The following is a 16308-nucleotide window of genomic DNA, read 5'->3' on the forward strand; positions in this document are numbered from 1 at the left end:
TCATTTTAATTGATATTTTTTATAAAAAATAAGGTGAAGCCCTGTATCTTCACCTTATCATTTATCTTATTACGTATCCACCTTTTATTTTTCATTAAAATAGTGCTCAAAAGCTTCTTTTGTAAGAGGTTTAGCAAAATAATAACCTTGCGCTAGGTTACATCCTATTTCCCTTAATACGTCTACCTGTTCTTTGGTTTCAACCCCTTCTATAACTGTTTTCATCTTAAGTACCTTAGCAATATCTACAATATGACGAATAATCTCTATATCATTCTCTGTTAAAACATGATGATTGAGAAATTCCTTATCGATTTTAATCACATCGACATGAATATCTTTTAACATATTAAAAGAAGAATAACCACTTCCAAAGTCATCTAGGGAGATAGAGAAACCTAACTGCTTAAGCTTTGCTACAACCTGCATAGCCTTCTCCATATTCGTTGAAAATGCACTTTCTGTCAGCTCCAGTTCAATATACTTGGTACTTACTTGACACCCCTTTATAATCTCCATAAGTGTCTCACATAAGCCTTCTGATAAAAGTGTTACTTGGGAGATATTAACCGATACTCTAGGAAGAGGACGAACACCTCCATGCTGCCACTGTCTAATAAGCTTACAGATTTCCTCAAACATATATAAATCTAAGCGTATAATGAAACCATTCTGCTCAAAAAGTGGAATAAACTCATCTGGATAAACCCCCTCACCATTAGGTCTATACCAGCGCACGAGAGCTTCTGCTCCCTCTACCTTCTCTGTTAATAAATTAACCTTAGGCTGTAAAACGATCGTAAATTCCTGCGTATATAAAGCCTGCTCCATCTCTAGGATAATCTGGCGTTGCTTTTGAATTTGGGCATTTAATTCTACTGTGTATTCTGCAATAGAATCCCCATACTGTCCTTTTACTCTTCTCCGTGCTATATTAGCGCAGTCAATCATATGGGAAATATCCTGCTTTAAATCCGTGATTTTATAAATGCCTATATTAAAGGTAGGATGATGATTAAGCTTTTTAAGTTCTGGAATAGCTTCTACTATATTCTTCCTATAATCATCTAGAACTTTTGGGGCACTTAAGTCTTTTAGATTTGTAAAGATTAAAAATATATCTGAACCTTCCCTTGCTAAAAAAGTTTGGTTTTTAGCTGATGCTTGAAGCTCTCTCGCTAATACTTGTAATACCTTATTCCCTACTTCATACCCTACCCAATTATTAATATAACTAAAATTATCCACATCTAAAGCAAGCAATGCATATTCTCCAGGCTCTGCATTTTCTAGAGCTTTAGCAATATCTAACTTAAACTTTGTAAGGGTTGATAACCCGGTAATCGGATCCTCGTATGCTACTTTTTGCATCGCTTTTTTCTTGCTATCTACAACATATACGATAACAATAATGAAACATACGATCATAAGGAGTACTCGAATGATTATCCTAATAATTTCCAGAAAATTCCTTTCTATTATATCTTTTATAGACCTTGCCCTCACATGTTCTATTGTATTAGCAAAAATAATAGAATTTATCTTATCTTTTGAAATAGCTGTACTCGCTTTATTCAAAATGGCAACAAACTCTTTAGGTAAATTTTTAGGTAAATTTTTAGATACCCCTAAGTCAATATCTAACTCAATTCCTGTAGGATATGCTAAATAATTTTTATTATTACCATACTTAACAAGCTCATTAAAAGTATATAAGGATGTCACTACCAAATCTGTTTCTTCTCTTGAAAGTAATTCGGATACATCTGTAATAGCATAGTATTGCTGTATGACTATATCTGGATATCTCTTTGCCAGTTGGTTAACATCTATGTTATCAAGCTGAGCAATTCCTGCTGTTAAAGACTTTGATACATCTAAAGCTTTAGGGGCTACAAAAACCATAGAGACTGATAAAATTTTATTGGTTAAATACATAGGTACCCCATAACGCTCTTTATGATAACTTGCATACAAATCAGCTCTTCCTTCACACTGACCTGTATCATGTGTAGAGGGGATATATTCAAACTCAATACCACACTGCTTACCTATTTCATTCAATAAATCAACTACAATCCCTCTGCCCTCTCCAGTTTTAGAATCTATGTACTGAAGTGGAACAGCCCAAGGCTCTATCTCAACTACAAGTTTAGGATAAGCTTTTATTATATCCAGTTCTTCTTTAGTATATGTTGGCGTACCCATAAGCCTATCCCCATAGTACTTGTGATAAAGATCCCCTTGAAAATCAACCTGATTTAAACGAATAGCTTGTAGTGCCTCCTCTAACTGCTCCAAAATTTCTGGATTACCTTTGCTCGTTGCATAATAGAAAGGCCTATTGGCTATTTTTCCTACAATTTTTATATTAGGGATATGATAAAGACTTCCACTTATAAGCACATCATACTTACCATCTCTTAGTTCATCGTCAATATTACTACTCCCAGCCTCTACAAACTCTACCTCTATATTGTTTTTTTGGCAGTAGGACTTCATTTCATTTAAATAAAAACTTTGATTTTGTACACCTACGCGCATCCCATTGAAATCTTCAAAATCCTTATAGTAAAAGGGACTCTCTTCATACGCATAGATTAGTCCAAATTCATAGCCAAAATTAGCTTCTGTAAAATCAAAAACTTCTTCTCTCTCAAGTGTTTTCTGCATAGGGCCAAAAATATCAATCTCTCCCTTTTGGAGCATTTCTAGCCCTTCCTCCAAAGTACAAGGAATATACTCATACTCCCATCCTGTATACTTTGAGATTTCATCAAAATAATCATAGCCATAGCCCTTTTTATTTTCATCTTCCCAATCTATCAAGGTCCCATAATTAGGTATATAGCCAATTTTTATCTTTTGCTCACTGGCATATAAATAATCTATATCTACTAGAGCAAATATAAAAATCATAATACATAGGGCTATATATCCCCTCTTGCTTACCTTATTTATCTCCTTCACCCCCTTATTTCTATCTGTCTTATAAAGAGTCATCTTTCTATTTTATTATTTCGCGTGTTATCATTCAATTCATTTCTAATGATTTTCTTCATTCTTTTACAAATTTATTTATATTTCAACATATTTTTATCCTTATATCCTTTAATTTATTATAAATGCACAAAAGGGATAAATAGGTTCTATTTATCCCTTTTGTGCATTTATAATTTTTATCTTATTTCATTCCTTCTATAACTCTAGCAACCCATTTGCAAAGATTGGCTGATGCTTTTTGTGCTGTCTCTACTACTCTTTGGTGTGAATGCTTGCACTCCTGAATACCTGTTGCCATATTGGTGATACATGAGATACCTAATACTTTCATCCCTAAATAGTTCGCTACAATAGTCTCTGGCACTGTAGACATACCGATTGCATCAATTCCCATACGTGCATAGCTACGGATTTCTGCTGCTGTTTCATAGTATGGACCTGTACAAGCTGCATAGACACCTTGTTTATAAGCTACACCTATTTCATCTGCTAATTTCTTTGCATTTTCCATCAGTTCTAAGCTATAAGGCTCTGACATATCTGGGAAACGTGGTCCGAAACGCTCATCATTAAGGCCAATAAGTGGATTTGTACCCATAAGGTTGATGAAATCATCAATCAGCATAAGTGTACCGGGTTCAAAATCTGTATTGATACCCCCACAAGCATTGGTTACAATCATGTTTTCAATACCTAATTGTTTCATTACATATACGGGATAGGTAACTTCTTTCATCGTGTACCCTTCATAATAGTGGAAACGTCCTTGCATAAGCATAACTTCCACACCTTTAATCGTACCAAATACTAATTGTCCTGCATGCCCCTCTACTGTAGACTGTGGGAAATGAGGAATCTCTTCATATTTAATCGTTTGTTTATTTTCTACTAAATCAACTAAGTCCCCTAAACCAGAACCTAAGATGACCCCAATCTTTGGACGGTAAGTTACCTGATTTAAAATATACTCTTTTGTTTCCATAACTCGTTCGTACATACTTTATGCCTCCTTATGCTCTAAATATGATGTCATTTGTATCCTACATACTTATTATACACGATATTTTAAATTTATTTAGGCTCTATTTTAATCCTTATTCTTATGCCCACTTATTTTGAAAGTACAAGAGACCTGGCCCTCTTTCCACTCTCCAATCACTTCAATAATATAAGTTCCTTCCTCTTCCGGTATTGTCAAAGTATTTGGTGCAGCAGTTAATTGACATTCACCTGGTTCCCCCCAATTAACTACCTTAAAGCTAATAGGTTCCTTAGAAAAAACTAAATCGAGTTTCGCCCCTACTGGGACTCTATTCCCCTCCATACCCTTCGCAATATCCTCAGGACTAGCCTCATCTACAATAACAGACTCCTCCCCCCATAATCCACTCTTTGTCGTCCAGTTATATCCACCTTTCATAACTTCAATCACTTCACCCTTATACATGACCTCTAAATCAGGTATATCCATCCCACTTTCTACATTGCACCCTACAATCCCCAAAAGCATAATACTTAATAATAGGACCAGTACTTTCCTCATCCATAACCCTCTTTTCTCTATACTCTATACCCTATTAGACTCCCCAACTCTCCTAAAGGTTCCTTCGCAGGGCCCCTTGCAGTGTTTATGAACCCATTGAGCTTAGAGGTTCTTAGCGTTCTAGAAGCAGAAATTGGAAGCTTCTCCTCAGCCACCTCATGTGGCTCTTTCTTCTTTTCGTTAGATATCCGTGGGTAGGGGACTCTGTAGGCTTCCTTTGAAGTCCCCTCCTCTCTTTATACACGAAGTGCATAAGGGCTAGATGGAGAGAGGCTCTGAAAGCTTCCTTCGCGAGGCTCCTTGCCGGTGGCTGAGGAGAAACTGGAAATTTCCTTTGAAAGGTTGCTTAGAACCTCTTTGTGAAAATGGGTTCATAGTACTTAGCTGCACTGTTTGAGCGTAGCGAGTTTGCAGCGTTTATGAACCCATTGAGCTTAGAGGTTCTTAGCGTTCTAGAAGTAGAAATTGGAAGCTTCTCCTCAGCCACCTCATGCGACTCTTTCTTCCTTTCGTTAGACGGGCGTGGGTAGGGAGACTCTGTAGACCTCCTTTGAAGTCCCCTCCTCTCTTTATACACGAAGTGCATAAGGGCTAGGCGGAGAGAGGCTCTGAAAGCTTCCTTCGCGAGGCTCCTTGCCGGTGGCTGAGGAGAAACTGGAAATTTCCTTTGAAAGGTTGCTTAGAACCTCTTTGTGAAAATGGGTTCATAGTACTTAGCTGCACTGTTTGAGTGTAGCGAGTTTGCAGCGTTTATGAACCCATTGAGCTTAGAGGTTCTTAGCCTTCTAGAAGTAGAAATTGGAAGCTTCTCCTCAGCCACCTCATGTGACTCTTTCTTCCTTTCGTTAGACGAGTGTGGGTAGAGGGCTCTGTAGGCTTCCTTTGAAAGATTGATTAGAGCCTCTTAGAGAAGATGTACTCATGGATCTTAGCGAACTGTTTGAGCGTAGCGAGTTGTGAGCGTTCATGAGGACATCAAACTTAGAGGCTCTTATCAACCTGGAAACAGAAGACGGAAGAGTTCCTCTACCCACACCTTTCATCTCACGCATACCAAAAAAAGGAGCCGCCCCAGGCAACTCCCTCATTAAATTCTTGTTATATCAGCACCAAGTGCTCTCATTTTCTCTTCTACACACTCATAGCCTCTGTCGATATACTTAATCTCATTAATATAAGTCTCACCATCAGCTTTGAGTCCTGCAAGAATCATGGCAGCCCCTGCTCTAAGGTCTGTTGCAGTCACTTCACTTCCTTGTAGCTGGCTTACACCTTCAATTTCTGCTTTATTACCATATACAGTAATGTTTGTACCCATATTATTTAACTGATCAACATATTGGAAGCGATTTTCAAATACGCTCTCAAGCATTGTGCTTCTGCCCATTGCCGTACTAAGAAGCACTGTCATTTGTGGCTGAAGATCTGTTGGGAATCCTGGATGAGGTAAAGTTTTGACGTTCGTTGCAATAAGATCTTTACCTGCTGATACATGAATATAGTCATCTCCCTCTTCAATCTCCACACCCATCTCACGCATTTTGAGTGACACAGACTCCATATGTTCAGGAATAATATTCCGTACATATACCTCTCCACCTGTGATAGCTGCTGCCATCATATAAGTTCCTGCTTCAATTTGATCAGGAATAATGGAGTATTTCCCACCTTGTAGCTTCTCTACACCTTTAACGCGAATAACATCTGTACCTGCACCTTTGATGTTTGCGCCCATCATGTTAAGGAAGTTCGCCACATCTACAATATGAGGCTCTTTTGCAGCATTTTCGATAGTAGTTGTCCCTTCTGCTAGAACTGCTGCTAACATGATGTTGATTGTTGCACCTACACTCACCACATCAAGATAAATGTGTGTACCTTTTAACTTTTCTGCTGTTGCGTAAATTGTCTCTCCTCGCACTTCAACATTCGCTCCAAGTGCTTCAAAACCTTTAATATGCTGGTCAATTGGGCGTTTTCCAAAGTTACAACCACCTGGCATAGCAACTTCTGCTTTCCCAAAACGTCCAAGAAGGGCTCCTATAAGGTAATAGGACGCTCTCATCTTCCCTATACTTTCCTCTGTAGCACAGTAACTGTATACGGTTGTTGCATCCACTTTAACAGTGTGTTTATCTTCAAAACTTGTAATAGCTCCTAAAGATTGCATCGCTTCAGTTAATAAAACTACATCCTTAATATATGGTAAATTTTCAATTTCACATATTCCATCTACTAAAAGTGCAGCGGGTAGTATAGCCACTGCTGCATTTTTAGCGCCACTAATTACTACATCTCCGGTTAGGCGTTTACCACCTCGTATACATAGCTTGCTCAACCTAAACACCTCTTAATTTGTATTTATTATTTTCGTTTAACTCTTGTTATATCTATTGCAACATGGCCTATCGCGCCTCAGAATTAGTCAATTTTCATTATACCATTAAACTTGGGAAATAAAAAGTATTTCTTCATAGGTATTTGTATAAGCATTGACAAATATAGGATCACTTAAACCTTCTATTGTAATTTTATACACAGGCACAGCTTCTTCAGACAAAATATGCATGCCTTCTGAATGATCTAACCTATAGCCAAGTTCTACGGATTCAATGACATAGGTCTCATTTTCTACTTTCGGCTTCTGTAATGCAAATAAGACTTGGTCAATAGGATATAAAGGTTTCGTAAGACTGACCTTATCTGTTACCTCAAGGCACCTTACCTCTGCTTCAAATACTCCATTAGGAGATATTTTCATTTTTACATAGCTGTCAAAAATAGGTAAACCTCTATATACTTCATAATATGTCACTGCTATGCCATATGACTCACTTCTATAGTCAATTTTTACTTCTTTAAGATGATCAGCCAAATCAAGCTGTCTTATAAAGTCTTTTGCAAATTTACTTGCCTGCTTAATGGATACTGCCGTTTCCTTGCTCTTAGCCGCCTCATTCCTATAACCAATATGGTCCTTATAAAATTCAAGCCGGGCCTCTCCTTTACTGTAAATCAGAGCATTTTTCCCATAGTCTCCACTTACTTCATTTGTAATGGTAACATCTGCTCTTTCTTTACCAAACAATCTATTAACAATAGCATCTCTTAAAGATGCGCTAATCTCAATAGACTCTATCCAAATAGAAGAACGTGGTATAAATAAAGTTGGTAAATCCGCTTTAACCTGTATGTTCCTATCTGCTAATATGCCCTTTATAGTCTGTATACGCTCTTCAGATACTTTATAAGACTCATTAAATCTATTATAATTTATCCATGCTAACGCTATATTTAAACAAATAAAGATAATAAGTAAGAAGTTTAAAGCTTTATTCCATCTCATCTTACAGCCCTCCTATTCTCTATTATATCTTTTTTATGTGGTTTGTCTTCAAAAGTATAGGCAGAATACTAGGCGTTTTAAAAGCCTGGTATCTGCCTCATGATTAATGGGTAATACCATTTATGGTCATAAACAGCACCCCAAGTCATATCAATATCTTCTCCTATACCTTCTAACAAATAAACCAGTTCTAAGTGGTCAATCATAAAATCCTCAATCCCTTGCTTCTCAAATAAGGTATACATCTTATCAATGGGCTCTAGGTAATGGGTACTCAGTGCTTTAAGCTCTACTTCTTTAGGTACAACCTCAAGAGTAGAGAAATGAGCCTCTATCACATCTGTCCCTCTTACTACTACCTGCACCAAGTCATCCATTCCCAAATTGGCCTTCATTTCCTCTGAAAGTTGTAAACGATAACCCTCATACATCATATTAAAAGAGTAAGTAAAGTCTAGCCCCTTTTGTTTCACATCTGCTAAGTATAAGTTATCTGCTATACTTTTAGGCATCACTTGCACCCTATCTATAAATTCTAGGGCAACATTATAGCCTTTTAGCATACTTGTCCCTGTTTGCAGCTTCCTTGGTGCCAGATTTAAGTATTCTATAACCCCTTCAGGCCTATAGACCACTAACGTTTTCATATCTTCAGTATAAATAACATTTTCATCTTGCTGCACCATCTCTTTAACTAAAGGACTTACAAAAAGACCATTAATCATACTTTCAAGCTTTTCATAGCCCTCTTCACTACTAAGATCTATAGGATTATACGATGTCAGTACCTCATAATTAAGAAGGATTTCTTTGCTACTTGTAGGTAAAAAGCTATTGCCTGCTAAACGCACCTTATCAATGGTAGCACTAGGCTGATAAGCCATAATATGCCTTTTAAGGTCATCTGCTGTAAGTACCTTATAGATTTTCTCAATATCATCAAAGGTTCCCACCGCGCTCAGTTCATACATAAAATCTTCTTCTGAGTTGACTAAGAAAAGCGTCGCCTCTTTCTCAAATTTATTTTTAGAATAGATAATGACATGGTCTATCTTTTCTTTAATCAATTGGTTTTGACTCTCTCCTGTAATCGAAGCGAGATCTATCGGCAATTCATACTCATAAATAACACTTGGCATACTTAGAAGTTTTACCCAGTCTACACCATCTGTTTTCTGCATATTACCTTCTTCATTCTGCCTATCCATTAGCTTTGAAAGCTCACCTATAAGCCTTTCATATTCTCTTTTTTCATTTCCTGTCGTATCATCTAAACGATAAGCAAGGGCACCGGGTACACCCGTATTACTGTTACTGGTTTCTACAAACCATATATTGGTAGGCATAATAGGCTCATACTTAATAGTCTGCTTTAAAAAATTGTGGCCTGACATACCGCCAAGCCACAACATTCCTGTTTGTATTACAGCTATTATTATAAGAGCACCTAATAAGATCAGTTTCATACGCTCTCTTCTTGCATTCATACTTCTCACCTTTTACTTCTTAAAAGCGTTGCATCATCTACAATGAAGGATTTAATCTGTTCTTTTTCTTTTTCAGTTTTTCTTATAATTGTAAGGTATATCTTACCTGTTTTTTCATCAGCTGGATAGCTATAGCTAATCACGACATTATTTTGATCTTCTTTAAGATCAATGAGCTGACTAAAGAGCATGGTTGCCCCTACTTCTTTTAATGTATAGGTTTTGTAATTATTGGTATCAGTGGCCTTTGGATTATCTACCTTATCACCTGTATACACAATAATCTCTATAGCTGTTCCGGTACGTGCTTCACCCATGATGTTAATCTGGCTATCAAACGTTTGAATTTCTTCTTTGCCTGCTAGTGATTGGGTAATTCTCACATATTCATCTTTTTCAAATGTAATAGCAGATGAAGTGCTCGTTGGTGTTTCCTCTTTTGCTACTGTTTGTACTGTTTTAGTCTGTACTGGTTTTTTTTCTGGTTTAATCTCTGCCCCATAAACTGCATTGGGTGCTAAAAAGGTACATCCTAATACAGCTATACTTATAAGATATTTTATTCTACTCATGTGGAACCCCCTTCCGTTTAGTTTTTGACTGTAATACTCCTATTTATAGTATATATTAGTTATTTTACAGTTATATTACAAAGGCATAACGTTTAGCTTACATTAAATTGCACTGTTACTGTCGTACCTTTTCCAGGCTTACTTGTAATACTGATTTTGCCATGATGAAGTTCTACCATCTCTTTTACAATAGATAGTCCAAGCCCTGTACCTCCCTGACTTCTGGAGCGCGCTTTATCTACCCTAAAGAACCTTTCAAAAATACGCTCTAAGTCTGGTTTAGCAATACCGATTCCTGTATCTTTTACTTGAAGTGTAATAATATTTGGGTTCTTATACAGTTTCACATGAATGGTTCCTGGATCTATACTATATTTTATGGCATTTGATAAGATGTTGTGTAAGATTTGTCTGATTCTCGCACTATCTCCTATCATATTATAAATCATCTCTTCATCTGCCTCATAAATAATGCGATGACCTTTTTTCTCAATATGAATCTTCTGTGCTTCTATTGTTTCTTTTACAATTTCTTTTAGATCAAGAGGCCTCATATCCAGCTGCATCTGCTTATTATCGATACGTGAAAGCTCAAGCAAATCTTGTACCAGCGTCGTCATACGGTCTGCTTCCTTCTCCATAACGGATAGAAACTGCATGGCAATTTCTCGATCGTCAATGGCACCATCTATAAGGGTTTCCGTATAGCTTTTAACGGTTGTAAGAGGTGTACGAAGTTCATGCGATACATTGGCTACAAACTCTTTACGCATCTGATCAAGCTTCTGCTGAGTTGTAACATCTTGCATCACCACAACAACACCTTCACTTTCTCCTCTTGCATTCATATAAGGTGCAAAATGGAGATTGTAGAATTTATCCTCGAGTGCCATCATGATACCTTCTTCATTCTTAACTCGCTCACCATTACTTTCTTCAGCAAGGAGCTTATCAAAGGATACCTCTACACCTAACTTTGGAAAGATAAAGTCAAAACGATGATCCATATTGGTATTTCCTAGCATTTCATAACATACAGAATTGGCATGAATAAGGACGCCCTGTCTATTAAAGGCCATAACCCCATCTGCCATATTCTCTAAAATCTTCTCCAGCTTACTCTTTTCACTCGATATAGCAGTCATGGTCTTACTAAGCTCTGCTGCCATGTAATTAAAACTTTGGGTAAGCTGCCCAATCTCATCCTCCGAATAAATAGGAATGCGACTAAAGGACCCTGCTGCAAGCTGCTTAGAACTTTTCGTAAGCTGCTTAATAGGCACTGTAATCATTCTAGCGAAAATCGCACTAAATACAGCTGCAATCCCCATGGCAATCATAGCTGCAAGGGTAATGGTCTTCATGACACTAAAAACATTATCATAAATATCTGTAGCATCTGCTCTTACACAAATAATAACAAGAATTTCACCTGTTGTAGCGTCTAAGATAGGCCTATCATGTTCTATATAATCATATTTGGCTTCCTTATAGGCAAAAAGTGGCCATTCAAGAGTTTGTGGTGTCTTCTTAGCAATCACTTCTGGTAGTACATCCGACACCATAATCTCCCCTACAGCTGGCTCTGACTTAGAGCCTAAAAGCACCTCTCCATTAGGCGCTAATATATAAATAGCATGCTGATTCAGTGCCACCATAGTCGATAGTGTACTTTCTACTTTATCCATACTCTCTTCAAAGTCTGCTCCACTCGATACACCAAGTCTTCCCTCTATCGTCTCTGCAGAAGACATTAATTCACGTTTAATCTTTTCATAGTGTGTATCTTCAATATTACAAATGATAAAGCTTCCACTCACTACCATAATCACAAAGACAACACTTAGATAAATTACTACAATTTTCCACTGTATACTGGTTCTCATAAGTTAGCCTCTGAAATAGTAGCCTACTCCACGTTTAGTGAGTACGAAACTTGCTTTAGATGGGTCGTCTTCTATCTTCTCTCTTAATCTTCTAATGGTTACATCTACTGTTCTTACATCCCCATAGTATTCATATCCCCATACTTTCTCAAGTAACATTTCTCTTGAGAATACCTTACCTTTTTGCATGGCTAAAAACTTAAGAAGCTCAAATTCTCTTAAAGTCAGGTCGAGATTTCTTCCATCTTTACTGGCTTCGTATTTCACAAGGTCAATAAGTAAATTATCTTCTTCTAAGACTTTCTTTTCTTCACTTACTGATAATTTTTCTGCTTGTATATGGCTTCTTCTAAGGTTTGCTTTTACCCTAGCACTTAACTCACGCATACCAAAAGGCTTTGTCATATAGTCATCTGCACCAAGCTCTAAGCCTACTACTTTATCAATTTCTTCAGCCTTAGCTGTAAGCAGAATAATAGGTGTCTCTTTGACTTGCCTAACACGTTTACAAACCTCGAGTCCATCTAATTTAGGCATCATAATATCGAGTAAAATGAGGTCAGGGTCTACTGCTTCTATGAGTTTTAAGCCTTCTTCTCCATCATAGGCCGTACATACTTTATAGCCTTCCTTTTCAAGGTTGTATTTGATAATATCTGAGATTGGTTTCTCATCTTCAATAATGGCGATCGTTTGCATTAAAATCCCCCCACTCTTTCTATATTTATTTATATGCTTTACGGTGTTTCTTTTACCGCTTCTTTATTTGTTTCTTTTGCTGGTTCCTCTATAAGTTCAAGCCCTAGTACTGGAATACGTACAGTTGCTTTAAGCTCTTGTCCAATCTTTAATGTAGAAGTTACCCCTTCATTGGCATCCATAAGGCTTTGTACATCTATCCCGAGCTTACTTGCAATTCCCCATAGCGTATCCCCATCCGCTACCGTATAAGTTACTTCTTTTCTTTGACGTTTCTTACATAAGTCTACTAGGGTTTCCATATCCACGAGCTCATCTTCTGTTGTATAAACTTCTTCTAGTTTGACTTTATTTTTAAATTCAGCTTTTACATTTTTATCATCAAAATACACATCTTTAAGTTCTTCTTTAAGTTCATCTAAAACTTCTTCTGACTCAATAACCGCAATTTCTTTACCATCTACAAAAAGCTTTTGGAACTTCAGTGTTACATCCATGTTTTCTCTTAAATAGCTTGGTAATTTATTCGGATCAATCATGTCCTTTTTGCTGGCATGTACTTTTTTTAGTTCATCTAAACCTTCAATTTGCACTTCTGTGTTATATTTATTTTCTAACTGTTTTTCTACAGTTTGTAAAGCCGTATCTATGTACTCTTTTTTATCGACATAACCAATGACTTCCCCACCTACACTCACTGCATAGGCATTTGGTAAAAAAGCAAATGCTGTCCCTCCAAGGGCACCTATTGCAATAATGCCCATTAAAATAGCTTTTGGATTTGCACGGTTACGTCTTCTTTTTGTATTGCTTAAGTAAATTGTTTTTGATTTTCTTCTCATGGTTCTACCTCCTATTGGTCCCACATGCAGGAAATACCCCTTCTCTTTACAATCATACCAGTTTCTCATGGCTAAATCAAAGAAAAAAGAGGTTATTGCCACAGTTATCTTTTGGCATTAACCTCTCTTCTATGCATTATCGAATGACTTCTATAGATTCTGGATACATCTCTTCACCGTAGTTGAATGTAACAAGAACTTCCATATCTTTTTTAATTTGATTTCTGTAGCCTTTTTCTTTATCTACAATGATCTCTACCTGGCTTGGTACATTAATGCGTTTTACGGTCATCGTTTCACCAGTCACTGCATCATATTCTACTAATACATCTATGTATTTAGCACCTTGACCTACATTTTCTACAGTTCCTTTATAAGTAATTTGGCTTGGCGCATCTTTAATCACTACTGAGATAGCTTCCTTACTTTCTGTGAGCACTTCTACTTTAGAACCTAATTGGATTTCTCTCAGTACTGTATCCACTCTTTGGCTGGCATCATAAAGCTCTGTATTATTTGTAACACTAACTGTCTTTTTCTCACCTTTTGAGAGAACAACAAGTTGTGGATTTTGAGCAAGGATAATGCTCTCTACAGTCCCAATAAAGCTTTCAGTCGTTGCAGTTGCTTCGATTTCTATAGCTTCATTCCCTTCCATTTTCACAGTAAGCTTATCCCCTATACGTAAATCACTCACATCTACTGATTTACCATTACGTATTACCTCTACATCAGTGCTTACTAATACTTCTTTTTCTTTGCCCTTTTCGACTACGGTTACTTTATAGCCATCAGGTTTACGTACACTCTTAAGGAATTCCACATCCATTTTTTCATTTTCGACTTCTTGACGTTTTAAAACATTAATTTTAGTAACGCCTAAGTCTTCTACATAGATACGGACATTGTCCCCTACATTAAGGTCTTCAAAGGCAAGTTCTTCCCCTTGGTAAAGGATTTCACAGTTATCTTCTACTTTATAAGTTACAGTTTTCCCTGAAGTAAGAACAGAGATTGAACCACTTCTTCCAATGTTTTCAATCGTTCCTTTGTAAGTTGTCACTTCTTCTGCTGTCTGATCCTTATCTCCTTCTGGTTTCGTACTTGGGGTTGTATCTTTCTCATCTAAAATTTGAATTTTAGTCAGTACTTCTACACCGTTTTCCTTTGCCATTGTTACTTTTACTTTTGCATTTGCTTTCACTGCATCAAAGCTTAATGCGCTGTTATTGCTATCTACAACTTTTGTATCTTTAGTAGCGGTATAGAATTTATTGCTTCCATTTACTTCAATCTGTAAGTAGCTTCCACCACTTCCATCTGTTTTTGCTACTATTTTTGCTACTCTACCTTCAAAAGTATTATCATCTGCTGGCGCCTCTGGTGTAACAGGTTTTTCAGGTGTAACTGGCTTTTCTGCTTGTTCAAGTTTATCTTTAAACATAAGCGCACTATAAGTCATTTGTGCACAAAGAGCACGTGTTACTTTTGTATTGGCACCCATGTTACCTTTTGCATCACCATTTAAAAGACCATTTTTGTTAAGGTATGCCACATAAGGTCTATTTTCTTCTTTAATTAAATCATGATCTGCAAATGGTGTTTTCCCTGTGTAACTCTCTTTAGCAGTTTTTTCTTTCCCAATAACACGTACAAGGAAAGTCGCTAAATCCTGTTTCGTTACAATGTTTTTTACTTCTTTGCCATCTGCTGTCTTAACCATGAATTTACTTAATTCATCTTTGCTTAAGTAACCTCTACCAATTAAATAAGCAATCTCTTCATTACAACGTGATTCCCATGACTTATACTTATCGGAATAAGTTTTAAGTAGTGGTTTTTGAACGGCATAGTTATCTGCAATTTGTTTCTTTAAAGTCGGATCCATGTCTTTAACAACGAGTTCGTCTTGGTAACCTGTTGCCTTAGCAAGGATTTCAGCAAGTTCAAAATAAGTTACCTCAGATGATGGAAGGAATTCGCCACTGCTATTTCTTGACATATAACCTTTCTCTTGCATATAGCTAATCGCTGGATAAGCCCAGTGTGTATTTGAAACATCTTTAAATGTTACTGCCGCAAAAATATTAACTGACATAACACCTGCCATCCCAAGAGCAAGGAGCAACTTAGAATAATGCTTTCTCATAAATACAGCCTCCCTAATATTTAATCTAACTTCTATTCTAATAGATTAAATACTAAAATACAATTCAAACTAACATTGTTCAACATTTTTTAACTTTGATGTAATATACTTGAAATCTTACTTTTAAACTACCTATCAATAAGCATAAAAAAGTCCCATCTTTTCTAGGATGGGACCCTTAAAATTTCTCGAGAGCACTACTTAGTTTGGCAATGGTTTCCGATAACTTGTCCATCTTCCCCTCAATACGAATAAGCAAATACATAGACAATATAATCGGAAAACCAAAATTACTAATACCACTTAAAATCTCTTCCATCTGTACTTCCTCCCTTCATCCCATGCTTTTTTATCTTTATCCTTTCCTATATGCAAAATATCCTTATGGGCTCAAAGGTGGGAGGATCTCTCCCACCTAGTTCCCTAAACAAGCATTTCTATGCACAAGATATTCCTAGGGCTTCAGAGATGGCAGGAGTACTTCGTAATATTCATTCGATGAAGCTTGGCTAAAAAATCTTAATGAGTTTTTAAAATGGTATTTAGCCATATGTTTGAGCGTAGCGAGTTTATGGCGTTCATTTTTAAAAGGAGTTTAGATTTTTCCAAGCTTTTGAGACGAATATGGAGAAGTAGCCCCTACCATCTATATCCCTAAGCAAGTATTCTGTATGCAAGATATCCCTAGGGCTCCAAAGGTGGGAGAGGGACTCCGTAGTATTTATTGGAGGGATTTTTCCAAAGTCATGACACGAATACGGAGGAGTGCCTCTCCCACCTA

12 protein-coding genes are annotated in these 16308 nt (G+C 36.9%); all 12 read right to left on the reverse strand.

Annotated features, from left to right (window positions below):
* Positions 1–84: 84 nt before the first annotated feature.
* Complete coding sequence (locus H8718_RS04635) at positions 85–2970, reverse strand: EAL domain-containing protein (protein WP_249331925.1); 2886 nt, start codon at positions 2968–2970, stop codon at positions 85–87.
* Positions 2971–3184: 214 nt separating this feature from the next.
* Positions 3185–4000: a purine-nucleoside phosphorylase gene (locus H8718_RS04640; RefSeq protein WP_249331926.1), complete on the reverse strand. Its 816-nt coding sequence runs from the start codon at positions 3998–4000 to the stop codon at positions 3185–3187.
* Positions 4001–4090: 90 nt separating this feature from the next.
* Positions 4091–4546, reverse strand: coding sequence for a hypothetical protein (locus H8718_RS04645; RefSeq protein ID WP_249331928.1), 456 nt, complete (start codon positions 4544–4546; stop codon positions 4091–4093).
* A gap of 1087 nt (positions 4547–5633) precedes the next feature.
* Positions 5634–6884 (reverse strand): UDP-N-acetylglucosamine 1-carboxyvinyltransferase, encoded by a 1251-nt coding sequence (locus tag H8718_RS04650; protein ID WP_177670404.1) that lies wholly within the window; start codon positions 6882–6884, stop codon positions 5634–5636.
* Between the two features lie 105 nt (positions 6885–6989).
* Positions 6990–7892 (reverse strand): two-component system regulatory protein YycI, encoded by a 903-nt coding sequence (locus H8718_RS04655; RefSeq protein ID WP_249331930.1) that lies wholly within the window; start codon positions 7890–7892, stop codon positions 6990–6992.
* Between the two features lie 77 nt (positions 7893–7969).
* Positions 7970–9379 carry a hypothetical protein gene (locus tag H8718_RS04660; RefSeq protein WP_249331932.1) on the reverse strand — a complete coding sequence of 470 codons (1410 nt, stop codon included), beginning with the start codon at positions 9377–9379 and terminating at the stop codon, positions 7970–7972.
* A gap of 5 nt (positions 9380–9384) precedes the next feature.
* Positions 9385–9951 (reverse strand): hypothetical protein, encoded by a 567-nt coding sequence (locus H8718_RS04665; RefSeq protein WP_177670398.1) that lies wholly within the window; start codon positions 9949–9951, stop codon positions 9385–9387.
* Positions 9952–10043: 92 nt separating this feature from the next.
* Positions 10044–11837, reverse strand: coding sequence for an ATP-binding protein (locus H8718_RS04670; RefSeq protein WP_249331933.1), 1794 nt, complete (start codon positions 11835–11837; stop codon positions 10044–10046).
* Between the two features lie 3 nt (positions 11838–11840).
* Positions 11841–12536, reverse strand: a complete 696-nt coding sequence (locus tag H8718_RS04675) for a response regulator (protein ID WP_249331935.1) — start codon at positions 12534–12536, stop codon at positions 11841–11843.
* A gap of 38 nt (positions 12537–12574) precedes the next feature.
* Positions 12575–13378, reverse strand: coding sequence for a LysM peptidoglycan-binding domain-containing protein (locus tag H8718_RS04680; RefSeq protein WP_177670393.1), 804 nt, complete (start codon positions 13376–13378; stop codon positions 12575–12577).
* A gap of 136 nt (positions 13379–13514) precedes the next feature.
* The gene (locus H8718_RS04685) at positions 13515–15527 is read right to left on the reverse strand and encodes an S-layer homology domain-containing protein (RefSeq protein WP_249331937.1); all 2013 of its coding nucleotides are present in this window, start codon (positions 15525–15527) and stop codon (positions 13515–13517) included.
* Positions 15528–15705: 178 nt separating this feature from the next.
* The gene (locus tag H8718_RS04690) at positions 15706–15846 is read right to left on the reverse strand and encodes a YvrJ family protein (RefSeq protein WP_177670389.1); all 141 of its coding nucleotides are present in this window, start codon (positions 15844–15846) and stop codon (positions 15706–15708) included.
* Positions 15847–16308 lie beyond the last annotated feature (462 nt).

Origin of the sequence: Zhenhengia yiwuensis (genome assembly GCF_014384995.1) — a bacterium.
Classification (GTDB): Bacteria; Bacillota; Clostridia; order Lachnospirales; family Cellulosilyticaceae; genus Zhenhengia; species Zhenhengia yiwuensis.